This window comes from Pseudanabaena biceps PCC 7429, from assembly GCF_000332215.1.
GTDB lineage: Bacteria > Cyanobacteriota > Cyanobacteriia > Pseudanabaenales > Pseudanabaenaceae > Pseudanabaena > Pseudanabaena biceps.
The window spans coordinates 1-19,074 of record NZ_ALWB01000155.1 but is presented as its reverse complement, the minus strand read 5'-3'; the positions used below and the strand labels follow the sequence as shown (position 1 = coordinate 19,074).

The 19,074-nt window shown below is 44.8% G+C and carries 13 protein-coding genes; 5 read left to right on the top strand and 8 right to left on the bottom strand.

Annotated features, from left to right (window positions below; all coding sequences use genetic code 11):
- Positions 1-59: 59 nt before the first annotated feature.
- Both PSE7429_RS15980 and PSE7429_RS15975 read right to left on the bottom strand, forming a co-directional pair.
- Positions 60-1,322, bottom strand: coding sequence for a DUF4255 domain-containing protein (locus PSE7429_RS15980; RefSeq protein WP_009628301.1), 1,263 nt, complete (start codon positions 1,320-1,322; stop codon positions 60-62).
- Positions 1,315-2,013 carry a response regulator transcription factor gene (locus PSE7429_RS15975; protein WP_009628300.1) on the bottom strand — a complete coding sequence of 233 codons (699 nt, stop codon included), beginning with the start codon at positions 2,011-2,013 and terminating at the stop codon, positions 1,315-1,317. The genes PSE7429_RS15980 and PSE7429_RS15975 overlap by 8 nt, the downstream gene beginning before the upstream one ends.
- 380 nt (positions 2,014-2,393) lie before the next feature.
- Between PSE7429_RS15975 and PSE7429_RS15970 the strand changes: the two genes are divergently transcribed.
- From PSE7429_RS15970 to PSE7429_RS15950, 5 genes are all read left to right on the top strand, one after another.
- On the top strand, positions 2,394-4,103 hold the full coding sequence (locus tag PSE7429_RS15970) for a phage tail sheath family protein (protein WP_009628299.1): 1,710 nt from the start codon (positions 2,394-2,396) through the stop codon (positions 4,101-4,103).
- Positions 4,104-4,350: 247 nt separating this feature from the next.
- Positions 4,351-4,824, top strand: a complete 474-nt coding sequence (locus tag PSE7429_RS15965) for a phage tail protein (RefSeq protein ID WP_009628298.1) — start codon at positions 4,351-4,353, stop codon at positions 4,822-4,824.
- Between the two features lie 154 nt (positions 4,825-4,978).
- A complete protein-coding gene (locus tag PSE7429_RS15960) occupies positions 4,979-5,452 on the top strand; it encodes a phage tail protein (protein ID WP_009628297.1) in 474 nt (157 codons plus the stop codon).
- Between the two features lie 62 nt (positions 5,453-5,514).
- Positions 5,515-6,009 (top strand): phage tail protein, encoded by a 495-nt coding sequence (locus PSE7429_RS15955; protein WP_009628296.1) that lies wholly within the window; start codon positions 5,515-5,517, stop codon positions 6,007-6,009.
- A gap of 29 nt (positions 6,010-6,038) precedes the next feature.
- A complete protein-coding gene (locus PSE7429_RS15950; RefSeq protein WP_009628295.1) occupies positions 6,039-6,377 on the top strand; it encodes a hypothetical protein in 339 nt (112 codons plus the stop codon).
- Between the two features lie 274 nt (positions 6,378-6,651).
- On the opposite strand, the gene PSE7429_RS15945 is transcribed toward PSE7429_RS15950, so the two are convergent.
- The 6 genes from PSE7429_RS15945 to PSE7429_RS15920 form a co-directional block, all read right to left on the bottom strand.
- The gene (locus PSE7429_RS15945) at positions 6,652-8,289 is read right to left on the bottom strand and encodes a bifunctional metallophosphatase/5'-nucleotidase (RefSeq protein WP_009628294.1); all 1,638 of its coding nucleotides are present in this window, start codon (positions 8,287-8,289) and stop codon (positions 6,652-6,654) included.
- A gap of 303 nt (positions 8,290-8,592) precedes the next feature.
- Complete coding sequence (locus PSE7429_RS15940; protein ID WP_009628293.1) at positions 8,593-11,721, bottom strand: efflux RND transporter permease subunit; 3,129 nt, start codon at positions 11,719-11,721, stop codon at positions 8,593-8,595.
- 4 nt (positions 11,722-11,725) lie between these two features.
- A complete protein-coding gene (locus PSE7429_RS15935; protein ID WP_009628292.1) occupies positions 11,726-14,827 on the bottom strand; it encodes an efflux RND transporter permease subunit in 3,102 nt (1,033 codons plus the stop codon).
- A complete protein-coding gene (locus PSE7429_RS15930; RefSeq protein ID WP_009628291.1) occupies positions 14,827-16,353 on the bottom strand; it encodes an efflux RND transporter periplasmic adaptor subunit in 1,527 nt (508 codons plus the stop codon). The genes PSE7429_RS15935 and PSE7429_RS15930 overlap by 1 nt, the downstream gene beginning before the upstream one ends.
- 219 nt (positions 16,354-16,572) lie before the next feature.
- A complete protein-coding gene (locus tag PSE7429_RS15925) occupies positions 16,573-17,022 on the bottom strand; it encodes a hypothetical protein (protein ID WP_009628290.1) in 450 nt (149 codons plus the stop codon).
- A 484-nt stretch (positions 17,023-17,506) separates the two neighbouring features.
- Complete coding sequence (locus tag PSE7429_RS15920; protein WP_009628289.1) at positions 17,507-18,724, bottom strand: bifunctional cobalt-precorrin-7 (C(5))-methyltransferase/cobalt-precorrin-6B (C(15))-methyltransferase; 1,218 nt, start codon at positions 18,722-18,724, stop codon at positions 17,507-17,509.
- Between the last annotated feature and the right edge of the window lie 350 nt (positions 18,725-19,074).

Genomic DNA, 19,074 nt, shown 5'->3' with positions numbered 1-19,074 from the left:
GGTTTGGGTTTGAGCGCAAAGCGCGGTAAGAAATGGCGTAGCCATTTCTTACCTTGGTATTACAGAATCGTAATTTTAGGACTGTTGTACCAGTTATAGGTAGAACTATCGGGATCATCATCTACCCCCAGCTTACTTTCAGCTCCATCAATCTGAACTCGCACTAGATACTCTGCTGCCTTGACATTCTTAATGGGAATCTCAATCGTAGAACTATTATGAGGAAGTGGGGGGCGATCAAACATATATATAGCGGGACTATTCACCGCCCATTCGTTCAAGGACAAAACCACCTTCTGCTTTTCACGCACTAGCACATCTAGCTGCAATACAACTACAGCCGATCGCAAATTATCCTCTACCTCTTCTAGCTGAGTCACACTCACACTAACAATCGTTGGACAAAGAACAAAGGGCATCACATTCGAGGCGATCGCATTAGTAATTAACGGAGAAGTACTATCAATCCGATGGATTACTTGCAAACTCTGCACTCCCGCTTGAATTTGTGGAAAAGATATATTGGCAAGGGAAAAAATAATTTCCCGATCTATGACCGATGTAGGCTTAACGATCAGATCGCCCACATGGATTTCCACACTCTGGCTTTGCAGATTGCGCCCGCGCACGATGATGATACTACCGAGCACAATCGGCTCAAATCGGCTACCCTGAGCCAGCACTTGCTCAATATAGGGAGAAGCAGGAAAGGGAACCAAACCAGCAGGAGAAGCATCGCGAACTGGCAAAGCTCTCTGGAAATTTTCTCGCCCCTCAACGATCACCAGACAAGCACGATAGGCGATCGATAAAACGTAGGGAACTTGATAAAACACCGACCAAGCCTTAGATAGATCCTCCAACGAAATATCGACGGGCACAATATTAATCTGTTGAATCTGATCAGCAAGATCGGCATCTACTAAAAATGGGAAAGTAGAGTCATTACAGGTAGAACGAATTAATTCAGGTGTAAGAATTCGTTTATCTACAAACGTACTCACGACACTTCCTAATACCCTCTGGGGTTGCAATTCCGCATCATTGCCATAGCAACTCATCATATAATAAAGATCGAGAGCCACTTGACGATTGAGTGGATTGCCTTTAATCCGATTGGGAGTAGAGTCAAAATTGGCTAACGAGGGATTGCTCGTAACGTGATACAAAAAGATGTTAACCCCCACCTCAGGTGCACCCGTAGAAATTCCCGCAGGTGGCAAGGTAGTGGCTCTCGCACCTTCAATATCCTGTTGAATGACTGATTGCAACAACCTTTGGAGCGTTGCCGTCACCGTTGCGATCGCTAAATGATTACTCATCGGTACTCACCAAACCTAATTTCAACGCCCTAACAATTGCCTGAGTGCGGCTCGCCACCCCCAGTTTCTCAAACACACTCGTAAGATGAGCTTTCACTGTAGCGATCGTCACATGCAGGTAACGCGAAATGTCTTCATTAGAAGCTCCCTTAATCAGCCAGTTCAAGACCTCCTGCTCGCGATCGGTGAGATGAATTGTGGAATGTATCTGAAGCGATCGCCCAGAATAGAAATGAAAAATCCGAAAGAAACTAGTCGCAATATCAGGAGGCAAAAAGATTTCGTCATTCATAACTGTCGAAATTGCCTCATAGAGTTGACTCCCAATCCGATCCTTTGCCACATAACCTCGCGCACCCAACTGCATCGCTCTAAATACTAATTCATCTTCACGATGAGCGGACAAAATTAAAACCTTGCCATGATAATCCAATTTTTTCAGATCCATCAGCACCTTTAATCCACTATCTTCAGGAGATTTTAGATCTAATTTGACATCTAAGAGAATTAAAGACGGCTTCTGCTCAACTACCAGCTTGACAGCTTGGACGCAAGAAGTAGCTTCCCCGACAATCTTAAACTGAAGATAACAATCATCACTATAAAAACTCAGTAATGTATGTAACCCACGACGAAAATTAGAATCATCTTCTACCAATAAAACCGAAACTATCTGAGCCGTTGTTGTCATAGATCCTTTGCTATAGATCCTTTGTTATAGATCGTTGATGCTTAGTCAGTTGATGCTTAGTCAATTTATGAATGGGTTATCAAGTTTCTCCAGAGTTTTTTGAGCAGTTCCGATAGGAATTATGCTAGGTTCAACTCCAAATAATCTGAACCTAATCTGAGAAAATTTCAACCTTATTTAAGGTTAAATTAAGATTAAATAGCTAGGCATAAGTAAAATTAAAACCTAGAAGAGCATACTGCCCACTACGCAGGCGTTACATGCTCTAGTTTTGGGTTTTAATTATGCTGAACTACTAGAAGTATAGACTAAAGTCTAATAACCCTTAAATTCGATTCTCCCTACTCTATGAGGCTATAGACATAGTTAAAGGGTGGCATATGGCATTAGACTACTTCGCCCCGGGCGTATACGTTGAAGAGGTAGATAAAGGCAGTCGTCCCATTGAAGGCATCAGCCTCAGTGTGGCAGGCTTTATCGGATTTACCGAAGATGTACGCGGTGATGCTGAGCTTTTCAAACCCATGTTGGTTACATCATGGGATCAATATCGCGAATACTACGCAGCCCCTGGCTCCGACGGATACACTGACTTTGACGCTTACCTTCCCTTCGCGGTAAATGGCTGGTTTGTTAATGGCGGCGGACGTTGCTGGGTCACCAGTATCGGCACTAAATTGCCTGGATCGGAGCCTCCCGCCCCTGAAGCCACGGCTCTCCGTATTGGCACATCAAATAACAAGCCAACCTTGATGTTCAACATCAAGCCTGCGGATGCATCCGCCAGCCAATTGGCCCTCCCTTCAACCAGTGAGCGTATTAAGGTAATCGTCCAAGAGAGCACTCCCAAACCTCTTCCCGATGACGCACCTGCTGATGCCGAGCCACCTCTAAATACTGGCGAATTTTTCAACGTGATCGTTGTCCAAGGGGGACAAGAACTAGAGCGGTACGAACATGTCACGATGAACCCTCAAGTTGCGCCTGAAGTTGCTGACTATGTAGTAACAGCGATCGCTGATTCTGAATACGTCACCATCGCCGATATATCTGTTAGTGGACAGCCACTCTCCCGTCGTCCTGCTAACGGAGCCTACGAAATTGCACCTCCTCCTTATATCTCATCGATCGATCGCTTCGCTCGCGACCTCCTAGGACAAAGAGACGATCGCACTGGCATCCAAGGCATGTTTGAAATCGATGAAACAGCGATGATTGCCTGCCCAGACCTAATGCGCGTCTACGAAGCAGGACTAATCGACATCGATCAAGTACATGGAGTCATGGAAATGATGCTCAGCATGTGCGAAAACTCCTTCCCAGGTCCTGCTTTTCGGATGGCAGTAATCGATCCGCCCCCAATTAAGCCCTCCAAAGGCATGGAAGCAGTTCCTCCCGATCGTCAAAAGCCCCAAGACGTAGCTCAATGGTTAAGCATGTTTAACCGTCGCTCTATGTATGGTGCGCTCTACTATCCTTGGATCAAAGTCGCCAATCCTCGTAAGGGTGGCAAGCCATCCTACGTGCCTCCCTGTGGTCATGTCATGGGGCTATGGTGTCGCACAGATCAATCACGCGGCATCTTCAAGGCTCCCGCTAACGACACCCCTCGAGGCGTTCTTGGCTTAGCCTACGAGACCAACATGCGCGAACAAGAAATGCTCAACCCCATTGGAATCAACTGTATCCGTAACTTTGCCAGCTACAACCGTGGATTCAAAGTATGGGGCGCGCGCACCCTTGTCGAGCCTGACAATATTCAATGGCGCTATATCAGCGTCCGTCGCTTGATCAGCTATATCGAGAAATCGATCGAAATCGGCACTCAATGGGTGGTCTTTGAACCCAATGACACCGATCTTTGGGCAAGAGTTACTCGCACCGTCAGCAACTTCCTCGAAGGGCTATGGCGTAATGGAGCATTATTTGGCGGCGCATCCTCAGAAGCTTTTTACGTCAAGTGTGATGCCACCCTGAACACCCATGAAACCATGATGATGGGTCGTTTATATATCGAAGTCGGCATTTGCCCCGTCAGACCCGCTGAATTCGTCATCTTCCGAGTCAGCCAATGGTCGCCTAATAGTTAATTGATTTACAGCGCTGATGATTTCGGCGCTGTTAAATTTTATCTACATGCATCTACATACATCTACATACATTTTGATACCCAAAAGATTATTTTGCTACCATACCTAGGTTCCAAATATAAGCCTTTGGGTATCACCTATCAAATTTTTAAGATTTACACATTAATTCTTAGGAATTTATAGATTTTAGATTTTAAAATGATAAGTTATCAGCATAGATTTGTAACTCAGCTTTTAAGGAGGGAAGATGCCTACACTTATACCAATTCCTAATAGTCGATTTTACGTAGAATTCGATGGACTAACAGAAAAACTGATCAAAAGTGTAACGGAAGTTACCTTTTCTGGACAAACAGCTGGACATGAAAAACCCCTTGCTTCAACCAAAGGTGGCAAGACACTTTGGCAAAGTACATCAGCGGGGTTTGAAGAGAATCCCAACGTCACGATTGAAGCCTATGTCGTCGAAGGCGATATGGACTTTTATAATTGGATGTTAGCAACGATGCCCAAAAGTGAAGGGGGACAAGGGAAATGGTCTTCTAGTCGCAAGAATGGCTCGATTGTTGCCTACGACAGCGAAGACAATGAAGCAATTCGTTGGAGCCTGACAAATTGTTGGATTAAGTCCTACAAGGTCAGTGATTTTAACTCTGAAAGTAAGGACTTGGCTGTCGAGACTTTTGAAATTATTGCTGAACAGATCAATCGTGTCGTCTAGGGAGTGCTACTAAGGGCGCTTACAAATTTTGGGTTCAGGGATTGATACCAAGCTTAGAATAATTATTAGAGATTGACTCAATCATTACGCTCAATCATTACTAAGACTACAATCCAGCCATATATTACTATCAAAATCTTGAGGTCAAAACACAATGGCAAAAGGCGAAATTTTAGCCTGTTCAAAATACTACTTTAACTTATCTGGTCTAGATGACTTGATAGTCAAAAGTGTAAGTGGTATTAGCACAACTCTACAAACCGCAGGCGACAGTAAATCCTATGGAGTAACTAAATCTGGTAAGTCAGTAATCCAAGCAACCGTGACTGGAATAAGCAACAGTAATATTACTGTTGAATTTGTCTGCACAGTGGGAGATAAACGCCTAATGCAATGGTATAGCGATTCCCATTCTGAGCCAATTGCTGGTGGTGGAACAAAAACCAAAGGCGAACGTAAAACAGGCACGATCACTCTCTACAATCAAGGTGGCGAAGCCGCTGCAACGTGGGAAATAACTGGAATCATGCCCTCTAGCTATAAATCGACAAAGCTGGAAGCAGGAGCTGAAGGGCTATCCACGGAAACGATTGAATTTGTATATGAGTCAATGCATCGTAAAACTTAAAATGTCAATATGAGTGGTGCTTTGCACCACTCATATTACAAATACGAACATAGGAGACCTCCATGGCGGATGCAGATTCCCAAATTGAATTTCTAGTCAATTCAAAGTTTTATATAGAAATTACTTTGCAGGGCAGTCTGGAAAAAATTGATGGCTACTTCATGGAATGTAGCGGTCTATCGCGCAGCCAAGAAGCCATTGAAATTGTGGAAGTCACTCCTCAAGTTTGGGGCAAGAGTGGTTCTAGTAAAGGAAGAGTAATCCGTACCAAGATCCCTGGCAATAGCAAGAGTGAAAATATTACGCTCAAACAAGGGCTGAACATTTCCATGACGATGTGGAATTGGTTCAAAGCTGTAGAAGATGGCAATTGGGCGGAACAATTCCGAGATGGGGATATCACGGTTTACGATCAAGGGGCTACGGAGAAAGCAAGGTTTCGATTTAATGGCGCTTGGCCAGTCCGTTACAAGATTTCTGATTTTAAAGCTGATGGTAGTGAATTTGCAATTACTGAGTTAGAGTTAAGTGTTACAGATTTTTTGCGAATTAGTTAACAGATTAACATTAGATTAATAAAATATTTATGATTCAAACAGAGTTTGAATTTACATTGCCTAAAGGCTATGTCGATAATGACGGGAATCTCCATCGTAAAGGAGTAATGCGACTATCCAGAGCGATTGATGAGATTACTCCTATGCGCGACCCCCGTGTAAAGAGTAATCCTGCCTATGCCACGGTAATTATTTTATCTAGAGTGATTACGAAATTAGGTGGTTTAGAAGAGATAAGTTCTATAGTAATTGAAAATTTATTCGCAAGCGATCTCAGTTATTTGCAAAAATTTTATCGTCAAATTAATGAGCTAGAAGAGAAAGAATGGATTAGTTCAACTGAAGAAAATCCTTCAGATATTAATTAACGTTATAAGCAGCCTTAAAAACCAAAGCCCTGTGGTGCAAGCGAAGCTTGCACCACAGGGCTTTGGTTTTTACAGCACTTTGTGCTCAAAGCCAAACCAAGGGAAATTTTAAAAGGGTTCCAGAGTAACCCTTTTAATACCAATTCACTGAAGTGAACCAACACTTCAGTGAATTAAAAAACAAACCCAGTAAGGTTTTGAGATTCCCAAAATGGCGTTGCCATTTTGGGAATTGGTATAAAATTTCCCTTGTGGCTCGTTTGCTCGGCAACAGCTAATAGGGCGAGATTGGCGATCGCATTTTGAAGTAGGCTTCGAGAGCTTCAATATCAAGTAATCCTTCGAGGCGATCGCGTCCTTCTTTTAGGACGGCAAAATTATCTCCACCATCGGCTAGGTAACTGTTAACGGTAATGCGATAATCGCGATCGGGCTCGATCGCAATTCCTGCGATCGCCATATTACTGACTCGATCTCCAACCGCAGCAGAATTACTATAGCTATAGGTTAAACCTTGGGAAACTTGGAGAATCCGATTTTGTCCAATACGCGGATTATCAAACTGACTTTCTAAAAGCTGTTTGATTTGTTTACCTGTCAAGGTCATGGTAACTAGGCGATTTCGGAAAGGTTGAACGGCAAAAGCCTGACCGTAGGTCACAATACCCTTTTCACTTGCACTGGACAGGTCAGTACGAATGCCACCTGAATTCATAAAGGCAGCTACTGCACCACCTTTTGTATCATCGGCAGTAGCGGCAAGTTGAGCATCGGCAATTATTCTACCCAGAGGAGAGATCCCATTGCGATCGGCAGCACGGGTAATATTGGCAGTAATCGAACCGATCGCCCGATTGACTAGCGGATCGGCAATGGCTTTGTATTTCCGAACTATCTGAGTCAAGGCTGGATCCTTTGGCACATCATGGGTAACAACAACATTATTGGCTCGCATTGAGGCAACATCTCCCGTCCCTCGATCTAAGGTCACATCAATGTCGCTGACTAATCTGCCATAGAAAGAAGCACTGGTAACCAGACGGCGATCGATTTGGCAGTTGTAGGCTTGATGCGTATGACCAGTGATGAATAAATCTACTTCAGGATCGGTCTGCTTGACAATATCCACGATCGCGCCAGAGATCCCATCACAACCATTGTAATTTCCCGTAGCAAGTCCGCCCTCATGCAAGATAACGGCGATCGCTTTAATGCCTTGCTTCTTTAATTCAGGAATTAAGGCATTAACCGTAGCTGCTTCATCCTTAAATTCAAGCCCTACTATCCCTGAAGAACGGACTAAATTGGGAGTTCCTCTTAAAGTCATCCCAATGAAAGCCATCTTGACACCATCAAAGGTACGCACCTGATAGGCAGGAAAAATAGGTTTGTCATTACGGGAATTAATTACATTAGCTGCTAGAAATTTGAATTTTGCACCGCCAAAACCATCGCCATCGCGACATCCATCGACGGGATGACATCCTCCTTTTTGCTTGCGGTATAACTCTTCCGCTCCTTCGTCGAATTCATGATTACCGACAGCATTTAGTTCTAAACCTAGAGCATTTAACGCTTCAATTGCAGGTTCGTCATGAAAGAGCGCAGATATCAGCGGACTGGCTCCTACTGTATCTCCTGCGGAAACAGTAACGGTATTTTGAGGCTTAATTTTGGGGTTAATCACCCTCAAGTTTTTAATATGCGTAGCTAAATATTCAACACCGCCCGCAGGAATGCGATCGCTAGCTGCCAAAGGGGAAAAAGTAAGGTTTTCCGCTTCTAGGTTTCCATGAAAATCATTGATAGCTAAGATCTTAATATTTACCAACGTGGATTTTGACAGTGCAAAGGGAGAAAAATACAGAACTACAAATAAAGAAATGACAGCAACAAACAAAAATCTTCTCATCAAAAATTTTCTCATCATGTCAATCCCAATTTAGTATTTTTAGTTGATTGCTATCTGCCACACCACAAGCATAATCGAAGATCTAGAAATCTTAAGGTCTCGTCCAATACTTCTAGCATCTATGAATAGCTAGGTGCAATTAAATATAAAACCTCAAAAGCTGTAGCGCACGCTGCGCGTGCGCTACAGCTTTTGGGGTTTTAACTATACCCAGCTAATTAGCAATAAACCTATAACTATCGCCAAATGTATTAGTAGATAAAACCCAATAAGAGAAGGGCGGCGCAAAGCGCCGCCCTTCTCTTATTGGGTTTTGATTTTGTCATGAGAGGTCACATGACGCTGATTTGACTTAGGGCGCACGAACTTTTGTCGCCATGCTTCCATATAGGTATAGAAAACGGGGGTCAGATACAATGTCAGAACTTGCGAAAAGATCAATCCACCTACGATCGCTATACCCAGAGGGCGACGGGCTTCAGACCCCGTACCTGTACCTAAAGCGATCGGTAATGTCCCAATTAGGGCTGCCATCGTCGTCATCATAATTGGTCGAAAACGGACGATACAAGCTGCATAAATCGCCTCCCTTGGACTTTTGTTCTCTCTGCGTTGCGCATCAATCGCAAAGTCTACGAGCATAATGCCATTTTTCTTGACAATTCCGACTAGCAAGATAATGCCAATAAAGGAATAGAGATTTAACTCCACCTGAAATATCCATAACGTCAGTAAAGCGCCAAAGCCCGCAGAGGGAAGCCCCGACAAAATCGTGATGGGGTGGATAAAGTCTTCGTAAAGGATACCGAGAATCAAATAAATGACCACAATGGAAATTAATAACAACAGCCCCAAATCGTTAAAGGACTGAGCAAATACCTGTGCCGATCCTTGAAAACTAGGAGTTACCGTATCTGGCAACACCTCCTTGGCAACCTTCTTAATTGCATCGGTGGCATCATTGAGCGATGTACCTAACTGCGTATCAAAGGAAATAGTTGCAGAGGGAAGTTGAGCCAGATGATTGACCGTGAGGGGACCAACATTTTGAATGATGGAAGCGATCGCACTTAAAGGAACCGATCTGCCATTGCGATCGCTCACATAGATCATAGATAGAGCGGTAGCATCCTTTTGGAACTCTGGTTTCAATTCCAAAATAACGTAAAACTGATTATCAGGGGTAAACATTGTGGAAACTTGGCTGGAACCATAGGCATTTCCAAGGGTTTTTTCGATCTGGGTTGCTGTAATCCCTAAAAGTGCCGCTTTATCGCGATCAATTTTTACTTCTATTTGGGGGGTTCTCAGTTGTAGATCGGTATCGACACCTCTCAACCCCGGAATTGTCTTGATCTTGTCTAGCAATTTGGGAATAGAGTCGCGCAGATCCTGTAAGTTGAGACTCTGAAGTGTAAATTGATAGGTAGAATTGGTTTGCTGCCCGCCAATGGGAATCGCTGGCGGCGATCGCAGGAAAGCCTGAATGCCCGTAACTCGACGTAGCTTGGGAGTTAGTTCTTGAATAATTTCATCGGCGCTGAGTGGTCTCTGATCGCGAGGTTTGAGCCGCACGGTGATCCGCCCATTGTTAACGGAAGCATTGGGTCCCGCCGCACCGACCGTAGAGTTAAGCGCAGCAACATTGGGATCTTTGCGAATAATGTCAACCACAGCCTGTTGGTGCTTTAACATATCATCGAAAGAAATATCCTGCGCAGCCTTAGTATTTACCATTAACTGTCCCGTATCTTCGTTGGGAATTAACCCCTTAGGAACTAGCATGTAGGTATAAAATGTGAGAAATAGTAATAGGAAAGAAGCAATCATTGTCACCCGATGATGCTTTAAAACGGGTTTAAGAGTCCATTCGTAGCCTTTTAGTAAACTATCAAAGGCATTTTCTAAAAATTTTGCCAAGCGGTTTTGTTGGTGATGGGACGATCGCAAGAAGCGGCTACAAAGCATGGGGGTAAGACTGAGAGAAACAAACCCCGATACGAGGATAGCGACGCTAATCACGATCGCAAATTCATGGAATAGTTTGCCAATCAGTCCACCCATAAAGATGATCGGAATAAACACAGCCACTAAGGAGAGGGTCATCGATAAAATCGTAAAGCTCACTTCCTGTGAACCCTTTAAAGCCGCAACCATCGGCGGTTCGCCCATCTCACGATGGCGAACGATATTTTCGAGGACGACGATCGCATCATCAACCACAAAGCCTACGGAGAGCGTCAAAGCCATCAATGATAAATTGTCGAGGGAATAGCCCAGCAAGTACATGACAGCGAAAGTGCCGATAATCGCGATCGGTAAAGCCATACTCGGAATCATCGTCGCAGGCAGATCCCGCAAGAACAGAAAAATCACCATCACCACAAGGGCAATCGAAAGAATTAAAGTAAACTGCACATCTTGGATCGAAGCACGGATCGATAGGGAGCGATCGTAGAGAATGCCCATCTCGATTGATTTAGGAATTTGAGCTTGCAATGTCGGTAACATCGCTTTGACCGCATCCACAATCTGGACGGTATTCGCCCCCGGTTGTGGCTGTACAGCGAGAACAATGGAGGGTTGATTAGCAACCTTGCGATCGCTAAAAAGATTAGAAACTTTATTGTTTTGGATACTATCAATTACATCACCCAGTTCCCTCAGCCTTACGGGAGCACCATTTTGATAGCTAACAATCAATTCTCCATATTCCGCCGCATTATTTAATTGCCCATTTGCCTGAATGAGATAGCTCTTATCTTTGCCCGATAGGCTACCCGTAGGCAAGGTGACATTCCCTGACTGAATGATCGTCTTAATCCGATCAAGTCCAATCCCCCTAGCTGCAACCGCACGCGGATCGAGTTGCACACGCACGGCATACTGCTTTTGACCATAGACCTGTACTTGCGCAACCCCATTAATAGCGGAGATGGGTTGAGCGATCGTAATTTCGGCGCTTTCATCCACCTCGTAAATCGGTAGAGTTTCCGAATAAAGATAGAGATAAAGAATGGGCGAAACCGAAGGATTGACTTTACGATAGGTTGGGGGTTTGGGCATATCCGCAGGTAATTGTCCTGCCGCTGCCGAAATCGCCGCTTGTACATCCTTTGCCGCCGAAGCCACGCTACGGCTAAAGTCAAATTGCAAGGAAATATTAGTGCTTCCCGTAGCGCTAGTGGAGTTAAAGGAGTTTAGCCCTGCAATTTCGGTGAACTGTCGTTCGAGAGGGGCGGCAACGGCGGAAGCCATCGTTTCAGGCGTACCTCCAGGCAGACTTGCCGAGACGCTGATGAAGGGATACTCGACATTGGGTAGAGCGCTAATTGGGAGTAGAGCATAGCTCATAATGCCAAAGATGAGGATACCAATCATGACTAGGGTAGTCATAACGGGACGGGTGATAAATAATTTAGAAAGATTCATGTTTTTAAACCCTCTCTAGGAAAAGATTTTTAAAACTAAATCCCCTAATCTTCTTCCGCCATGCTTCCATATAAATATAGAAGACAGGCGTTAGATATAGAGTCAAGATTTGCGAAAATACTAAGCCACCAACTACGGCAATCCCTAAGGGGCGACGCGATTCTGAACCCGCACCGAAGCCGATCGCGATCGGCAGAGTCCCCATGAGCGCTGCCATTGTGGTCATCATGATCGGGCGAAAACGAACAAGACAGGCTTGATAGATGGCGGTCGCTGGTTTTAAGGCTTCGGTGCGCTGAGCCTCGATCGCAAAGTCCACCATCATAATTCCATTCTTCTTAACAATACCCACTAGCAAAATAATGCCAATAAAGGAATACACATTAAGTTCGACATTAAATATCATCAGGGTGAGCAAAGCGCCAAAACCTGCGGAGGGTAACCCAGATAGAATCGTAATCGGATGAATAAAATCTTCGTAGAGAATGCCCAGAATGAGATAAATCACCAGAATTGCAACCGCCAATAAAAATATTAAGCTGGGCAAAGAACTCTGAAATACCTGACTGGCTCCCGTAAAGCTAGTAGCAATATTCTCAGGTATCGTTTCGCGGATTAACTGCTCGACTTGCTGGTTGGCTGTCCCCAAAGCCACATTCGGCGCTAAATTGTACGAGATCGTTGCCGCGTTCATCCTGCCTGAGTGGTTAACCATCAAGGGCGCAATTCCTTGAGAAATCGTCGCAAAGGTTTTGAGCGGCACGACTTGCCCAGAGGTTGAGGTGATATAGAGCGATAGTAAAGCATTAACATCTTGCTGAAACTCGGGCTGTAATTCAAGAATGACTTGATATTCGTTAGTCGCACCATAGATAGTTGACACCTGATAAGAACCATAGGCACTTCTCAAAGCATTTTCGATCTGTTGGGCGGTGATGCCGTGGGAGGATGCCTTACGGCGATCAATATCAATTTTGACTTGAGAAGTCATTTGTAAATCGCTATTCACATCTTGCAATAAAGGTAGAGCCTTCATTTTTTCTACGAGTTTTGGTACATACTCCTGCAATGGCTGCAAGTCGGTATTTTGGAGTTCTAATTGATAAAGCCCCGTGGTTTGTTGCGTACCAATGGGAATTGCGGGAGGATTCTGCAAAAATACTTGAATGCCCGTAACATCAGCTAGTTTCGATCGCAATGCTTGGATGACTTCATCGGCACTTTTCTCCCGTTGCGATCGCGGCTTTAAGCGAATAAATAAACTCCCTGAATTACCCGCATTAGACGCACCACTTGCACTCGCACCAATATTCGAGTTCACCGCATCCACATTGGGATCGCTGGCAATCATCTCAGCGACAGCTTGTTGATGCAGGACTAAAGCGGCAAAGGAAGTATCTTGAGCGCCTTGAGTCGTTCCCACAATCTGCCCCTTATCCTCACTAGGAATAAATCCTTTTGGTACGGCCACAAATAGCCCAATCGTCGCCAATAGCAACACAAAGGACATCATCATCGTGGTGCGATGATATTTCATTACGGTTTTTAAGCTGCGATCGTACAAGCCGAGAAAGCGATCGAATATTTCTTCGGTAACGCGATAAAAGCGACTTTGGTGGGCATGGTTAGCCGAACGTAAAAAGCGACTGCATAACATCGGAGTCAAGCTCAAGGATACAAATCCTGAAACCAGAATCGAAACAGCGATCGTCACGGCAAACTCGTGGAATAATCGCCCCAAGAGTTCGCTCATAAATAGCATGGGAATGAATACCGCAACCAAGGAGAGCGTCATCGATAGAATTGTAAACCCAATTTCCCTAGAGCCATTGAGCGCGGCCTGCATCGGGCGTTCGCCCATTTCCATATGGCGGACGATATTTTCCAGCATGACGATCGCATCATCCACCACAAAACCTACCGATAGGGTAAGAGCCATCAACGATAGATTGTCCAGAGAAAACGCAAGCTGGTTCATCACTGCGAACGTACCGATCAGCGATACGGGCAGGGCAAGGCTGGGGATTACCGTTGCCGAAAGATTCCGCAAAAATATAAAGATGACCAAAACAACTAAAGCGATCGTTAAAACCAAGGTAAATCGCACATCATCAACGGATTCACGAATTGATTGCGATGCATCGTACAGCACGCCAATCTGCACAGAATTGGGAACCTGCTCGCGTAATTTGGGTAGTAGTTTCTGAATTGTATCGACCACTTGTACCGTATTCGTGCCTGGTTGTCGCTGAATCGAGAGAATAATCGCCCGACTGTTGTTATACCAACTTGCAACCTTGTCATTCTCAACGCTATCTACAATCCGACCTAGCTGCTCTAGATAAATGGGGGCGCTATTCTTATAAGCGACAATTAATTTGCGATAAGCTGCCGCATCCTGTAATTGTCCATTGGTCTGTACGGTAAAGTTTTTGTGATCGCCCGAAAGGCTTCCTGTCGGTAAGTTGACATTACCCTGCTGGATGGCCGTTTGCACTTGGTCAATACCAATTCCTTGACTGGCTAATTTCTGCGGATCGAGTTGAATCCTTGCCGCGTACTTTTGCGAACCGTAAACGCTTACCTGCGCCACCCCTGAGATGGTTGAGAGCTTTTGCGCCAGGTAAGTTTCGGCATAGCTATCCACTTGCGAAAGTGGTAATGTCGGTGAATAGAGATAGAGATAGAGAATGGGCTGATCGGCGGGGTTAACCTTACTAAAAGTAGGCGGATTGGGTAAATCGCTAGCAATCTGTCCAGAAGAAGCAGCGATCGCCGCCTGTACATCCTGAGCCGCATCGTCAATACTACGGTTCAGGCTAAATTGCAGTGCAATTTGCGTCTTCCCCAAGGTGGTAGTCGAATTGAGCGAATCTAACCCTGCAATACTAGAGAACTGCTTTTCTAAAGGGCGCGTCACTGAAGCTGCCATCGTCTCAGGGCTAGCTCCAGGGCGAGAGGCTGTCACCTGAATTGTGGGATAGTCCACACTGGGCAGATCGCTAATCGGCAAAGACTGATAGCTCATCCATCCGAAAATCAAGATTCCCGCCATCACTAGAGTAGTCATGATCGGGCGACGAATAAAAATTTCTGAGAGATTCATTAATTAGCTCCCTCTGTCTTGGCAGAACGTGGCTTTCGAGGTTTACCTGCCTTAGTTGGATCTGTCGTTGGCTTTGTCTCATTGCCAACAGCATTACTATCGGGCTCTTTAATGCGGATTTTACTGCCGTTGACAAGATTTGCCTGACCATCGATCACGACGCGATCGCCTGATTTCAAACCTTTTTGAATGATATCTAGTCCGTCGATCGTGCTACTAGCCACTACTGGCAGATTAGTTACCGTCGGATTATCCTTATCATCGTCATTAACCACAAACACAAACTGCCCATTCGCCCCATTTTGCACCGCTTGAGCGGGGACAACGATCGCATTGGGTTCTTCGTTTAAGGTCAAGGTCGTATTCACAAACTGCCCCGGAAAGAGTTGACCGCCCGCATTATTAAAATCGCCAATCAGTTGAATCGTCCCCGTCGTATTATCAACGGTGTTATTAATGAAGGTTAGAGTTCCTGATATCGGAGTCTTGCTACCAGCAAAAGTCACCGTCACATCGAGCTTGCCATTTTTCATCCGTTTTTGGATTTCGGGAAGGTTTACCTCAGGAATCGCGAAAGCAACTTGAATGGGATTAACTTGGGCGATTGTCACCAACGGACTACTACTATTTGCCTGAACGACATTTCCTGCGGTAACGAGAATATTGCCAGCCCGCCCATCAATCGGCGCATAGATTTCGGTATAAGAAGCCTGTACTTGCACGTTTTGATAAGCCCCCTCGTCCGTTGCGACCACCGCTTCCGCATTGGCAATCGCCGCTTTATCCCCCTCAACCACCGCTAGAGCATTAGTAATCGCTTCGCGATCGCTTTGCAAAGTTGCCTCCGAGACGCGATTATTGGTGCTATATTGCTGTGCTTGATCCTGACTGATCGCACCTTCTTTATAGAGAGTGCTATAGCGATCACTCTCCGCCTTCGCAAACTGCGCCTGAGCCATATCCTTCGCTAAAGTAGCCTCTGCCGATCGCACCAATCCCATATCACGCGCAAGGTTTGCCCGAGCCTGCTGTACTTGGGCGAGATCCTTTGCCAATACTCCTTGCGCCTGTTGAATTGAGGCTATTTGCGATCGGTTATCGATCGTGAATAAGAGATCTCCCCTATGCACTTCCTGCCCTTTCTTAAAATGTACACCCGTAATCATGCCTCCTGCTTGCGGAGTCACAGACACAGTGGAACTAGCTTGAACGTTACCGATCGCCTGTAATTGAATCGGTACAGTTTTTTGAGTGACTACCGCCACCGCCACGGGAGTAAGTTGTTCGCGCTTATCGCCTTTCTTACTATTGTCATCCTGTTTAGTTGCGGTCAAGGCTCGAAAGCTAAAGAAACCAACAGTTCCCAACAAAAGCAATCCTACAATTGCGAAACCAATACGTCTTTTGGAGAAGAATTTAGCTAATGATTTTGACTTAGCCCCATCCTCATATAATTCGGGATGATTGCTATTGCGATCGCCATTTTGGGAAATCTCTAAGGGGATCTCTAACTGATGCTCGTTCATAAAAATTACTAAATCCTTCTAAATAGAGTTTTTTAACTAAGGCTAAAACCTGTGGCGCACGCACGGCGTGCGCCGCAGGTTTTAGCCTTTTATATTTAATTAAGCCCACTTATACCAATTCACGAAAGCGTGACAACACTTTTATGAATTGAAAACCAAGCCCAGTCAGGTTTTCAAGGTTAAAAATGGCTACGCCATTTTTAACCTTGGTATTACTTATCATTTATCGGGATAGGGAGTCTGCTCGTAGGACTTCTCAAAAATCATCTGAATTTTGGTCTTCTGTTCAGCGGTGAGATCTAGCCCAATCACTGCTTTACGTAGCCTTTCCCCCTGTTTCATTTTTGCCTGCAACTGTTGAATCTGCGATGGATTCAACACTGATTCAACCTGTTTACGTCTTGCTTCGCGAGCCTGTTCTCTTTCCTTGGAGTTAGGGTTCGACTTATCAGCACTAGAATCTGCGGAAACATTGACAGGCACAGATTCTGGAGAAGAACTGCTTACTGGTAACGTGGTAGATGGGGGAGTAGATTGAGAAGAATCTGAAGAACTAGCGGGCGTACAAGCCGAAATACCTCCCAAAATTAATGTTGCTGAGATTATCGTTGTCGCGATCGCAGTCTTTGTATTTTCTATCTTCATATCTGTTTTTGTCTCAGTTTTCATCTCTGTTTCATCTCTATTTTATATATTCAATAGATTTTTAGGGGTATAAATTGCGAGCTGTTAAGGAATTTCGAGAGAAAAGGCTCGGAAATATTCAATATCTCCAAGCCTTTATATTGAAGTGAGGAACTTTCAGTTACCATAATTCTAGGGGGCGACCAAAATTTACACATGAACGCAAAGTAATGACCTAACTAGTCAAAAAGTCATATCGCATTCCTGACTTTTTTCCCATTAGGCATCTTCCAAATCAGTCGTAATTGCTCTAGCAAGGAATAATCAAAATTTGATATAAGTAGTTCGGCATAAGTAAACTTAAAACCTAGAAGAGCATACCGCCCGCTGCGCGGGCGGTATGCTCTTTGGTTTTGGTTTTTAATTATGCCGAACTACTTAATTAAAAACGCGGAGTCGAAGCTAAATAACTTGGTGGGACTTTTTTTATCCACAAAAGCCTTAGCTTTGTGGGCGATCGCCCACAAAGCTAAGGCTTGATGGCTTTCCACTGCGTTACGGGTCTCATCGGCTTCCAGCCCCTAAACGTTCCAATCGCTTCGGCACGACCGATGGAAATTTGTGTAAGCGTCCCGCCATATTGTTGCTGCCATTGAAATAATTTCTGTTCGCCTTCAAGGGTGACAACATTAGCCACAATGCGCCCCTGAGATGGCAAACTTGCCCAGCAAGTCTCTAACAGATCGGGGACAGTTGCGCCACCACCGATAAAGATTGCATCTGGGATCGGTAGCCCTTGCAAAATTTCGGGGGCTTTGCCTTCGATGATTTTTAGGTGAGGTGTACCAAGGGCGATCGCATTTTCTGCAATAAAATGGGTACGCAATTTTTCGATAGCGATCGCCTGACAGCGGGGATGGCTTCGCATCCATTCAATCCCAATCGAACCGCAACCAGCGCCAACATCCCACAGCATCTCGCCTGCATTGGGAGCAAGGGTCGATAGAGTGATGGCGCGAACTTCGCGCTTGGTTAACTGACCGTCATGGAGATAGGCTTCATCGGGAAGTCCTCCCATCCGCGATAAAATTCTTGCTTCAGTCTGGGGAATGCATTCCACGGCGATCGCATTTAGATCGGCGAATTCGGGAAAATCCTGATATTGATTGGCAAAAGTAGCAATAATCCGCTCTTTCGTTCCGTTAAGATGTTCAAGAATAGTAATCTTGCTATTGCTGAAGTGGCGATCGCATAAAATCTTGGCGACAAGTTGGGGTGTTTCTTTGCCTGCGCTGAGAATGAGAAGTTTAGCGTTCGGATAGATATAGGGCTGTAAAAGTGAAGTAGGACGACCGCAGAGGCTCAGGGTTTCCACTTCATTCAATGACCATCCTAATCGGGCACAGATCAAGCTAAAAGTGGAGGTTGATGGAATGACTGCAACTTCTTCTATGGGAATTCTTTTTAATAAAGTCGTCCCAATGCCAAACCAAAGGGGATCGCCACTGGCTAAGACGCATACGGATTTACCGCGTAAATTCATAATTTGCTGAATGTTTGTTTCAATTGGCGTTGACCAAACAAGGCGCGATCGCCGATCCTCTAGCAATTCTGGTAGCATTTTTAAATGGCGATCGCCCCCTACCAAAATTTCGGCGCGATCGATTAGCGATCGGGCTGAGGTACTTAGTCCTGACAAGCCATCTTCACCGATGCCAATTATGTTAAGCCAATGTTTAAAGGTCATTTTTTAAAATTTTTAAGTAACTGGATACAATTAAATATAAAGCTCCAAAAGCTATAGCGCAGGCGCAGCGTGCGCTATAGCTTTTGATTCTGGGTTTTAATTATCCCCAGCCACTTAGTAAGAGACTTGCTATTAATTAAGAAACCATTTAAGAATTACTTTCTGCGGTCAAAAACTCTAAGAGATCCCCCTCAATCCCCCTTAAAAAGGCGGAAGAATTTAATTCTCCCCCCTTTTTAAGGGGGGCTGGGGGGGATCTATCCAATTCTTAAATGGTTTCTTAAACTTAGTGACTATTAAACAGGCGATCGCTTTTTATTATCAATATCTTCAAGAGCAAAAGCGCGATC

Excerpts from the sequence above, each read along its gene's own strand:
- PSE7429_RS15980 (WP_009628301.1), bottom strand. The coding sequence starts at position 1,322 with ATGAGTAATCATTTAGCGATCGCAACGGTGACGGCAACGCTCCAAAGG.
- PSE7429_RS15975 (WP_009628300.1), bottom strand. The coding sequence starts at position 2,013 with ATGACAACAACGGCTCAGATAGTTTCGGTTTTATTGGTAGAAGATGAT.
- PSE7429_RS15970 (WP_009628299.1), top strand. The coding sequence starts at position 2,394 with ATGGCATTAGACTACTTCGCCCCGGGCGTATACGTTGAAGAGGTAGAT.
- PSE7429_RS15965 (WP_009628298.1), top strand. The coding sequence starts at position 4,351 with ATGCCTACACTTATACCAATTCCTAATAGTCGATTTTACGTAGAATTC.
- PSE7429_RS15960 (WP_009628297.1), top strand. The coding sequence starts at position 4,979 with ATGGCAAAAGGCGAAATTTTAGCCTGTTCAAAATACTACTTTAACTTA.
- PSE7429_RS15955 (WP_009628296.1), top strand. The coding sequence starts at position 5,515 with ATGGCGGATGCAGATTCCCAAATTGAATTTCTAGTCAATTCAAAGTTT.
- PSE7429_RS15950 (WP_009628295.1), top strand. The coding sequence starts at position 6,039 with ATGATTCAAACAGAGTTTGAATTTACATTGCCTAAAGGCTATGTCGAT.
- PSE7429_RS15945 (WP_009628294.1), bottom strand. The coding sequence starts at position 8,289 with ATGAGAAGATTTTTGTTTGTTGCTGTCATTTCTTTATTTGTAGTTCTG.
- PSE7429_RS15940 (WP_009628293.1), bottom strand. The coding sequence starts at position 11,721 with ATGAATCTTTCTAAATTATTTATCACCCGTCCCGTTATGACTACCCTA.
- PSE7429_RS15935 (WP_009628292.1), bottom strand. The coding sequence starts at position 14,827 with ATGAATCTCTCAGAAATTTTTATTCGTCGCCCGATCATGACTACTCTA.
- PSE7429_RS15930 (WP_009628291.1), bottom strand. The coding sequence starts at position 16,353 with ATGAACGAGCATCAGTTAGAGATCCCCTTAGAGATTTCCCAAAATGGC.
- PSE7429_RS15925 (WP_009628290.1), bottom strand. The coding sequence starts at position 17,022 with ATGAAAACTGAGACAAAAACAGATATGAAGATAGAAAATACAAAGACT.
- PSE7429_RS15920 (WP_009628289.1), bottom strand. The coding sequence starts at position 18,724 with ATGACCTTTAAACATTGGCTTAACATAATTGGCATCGGTGAAGATGGC.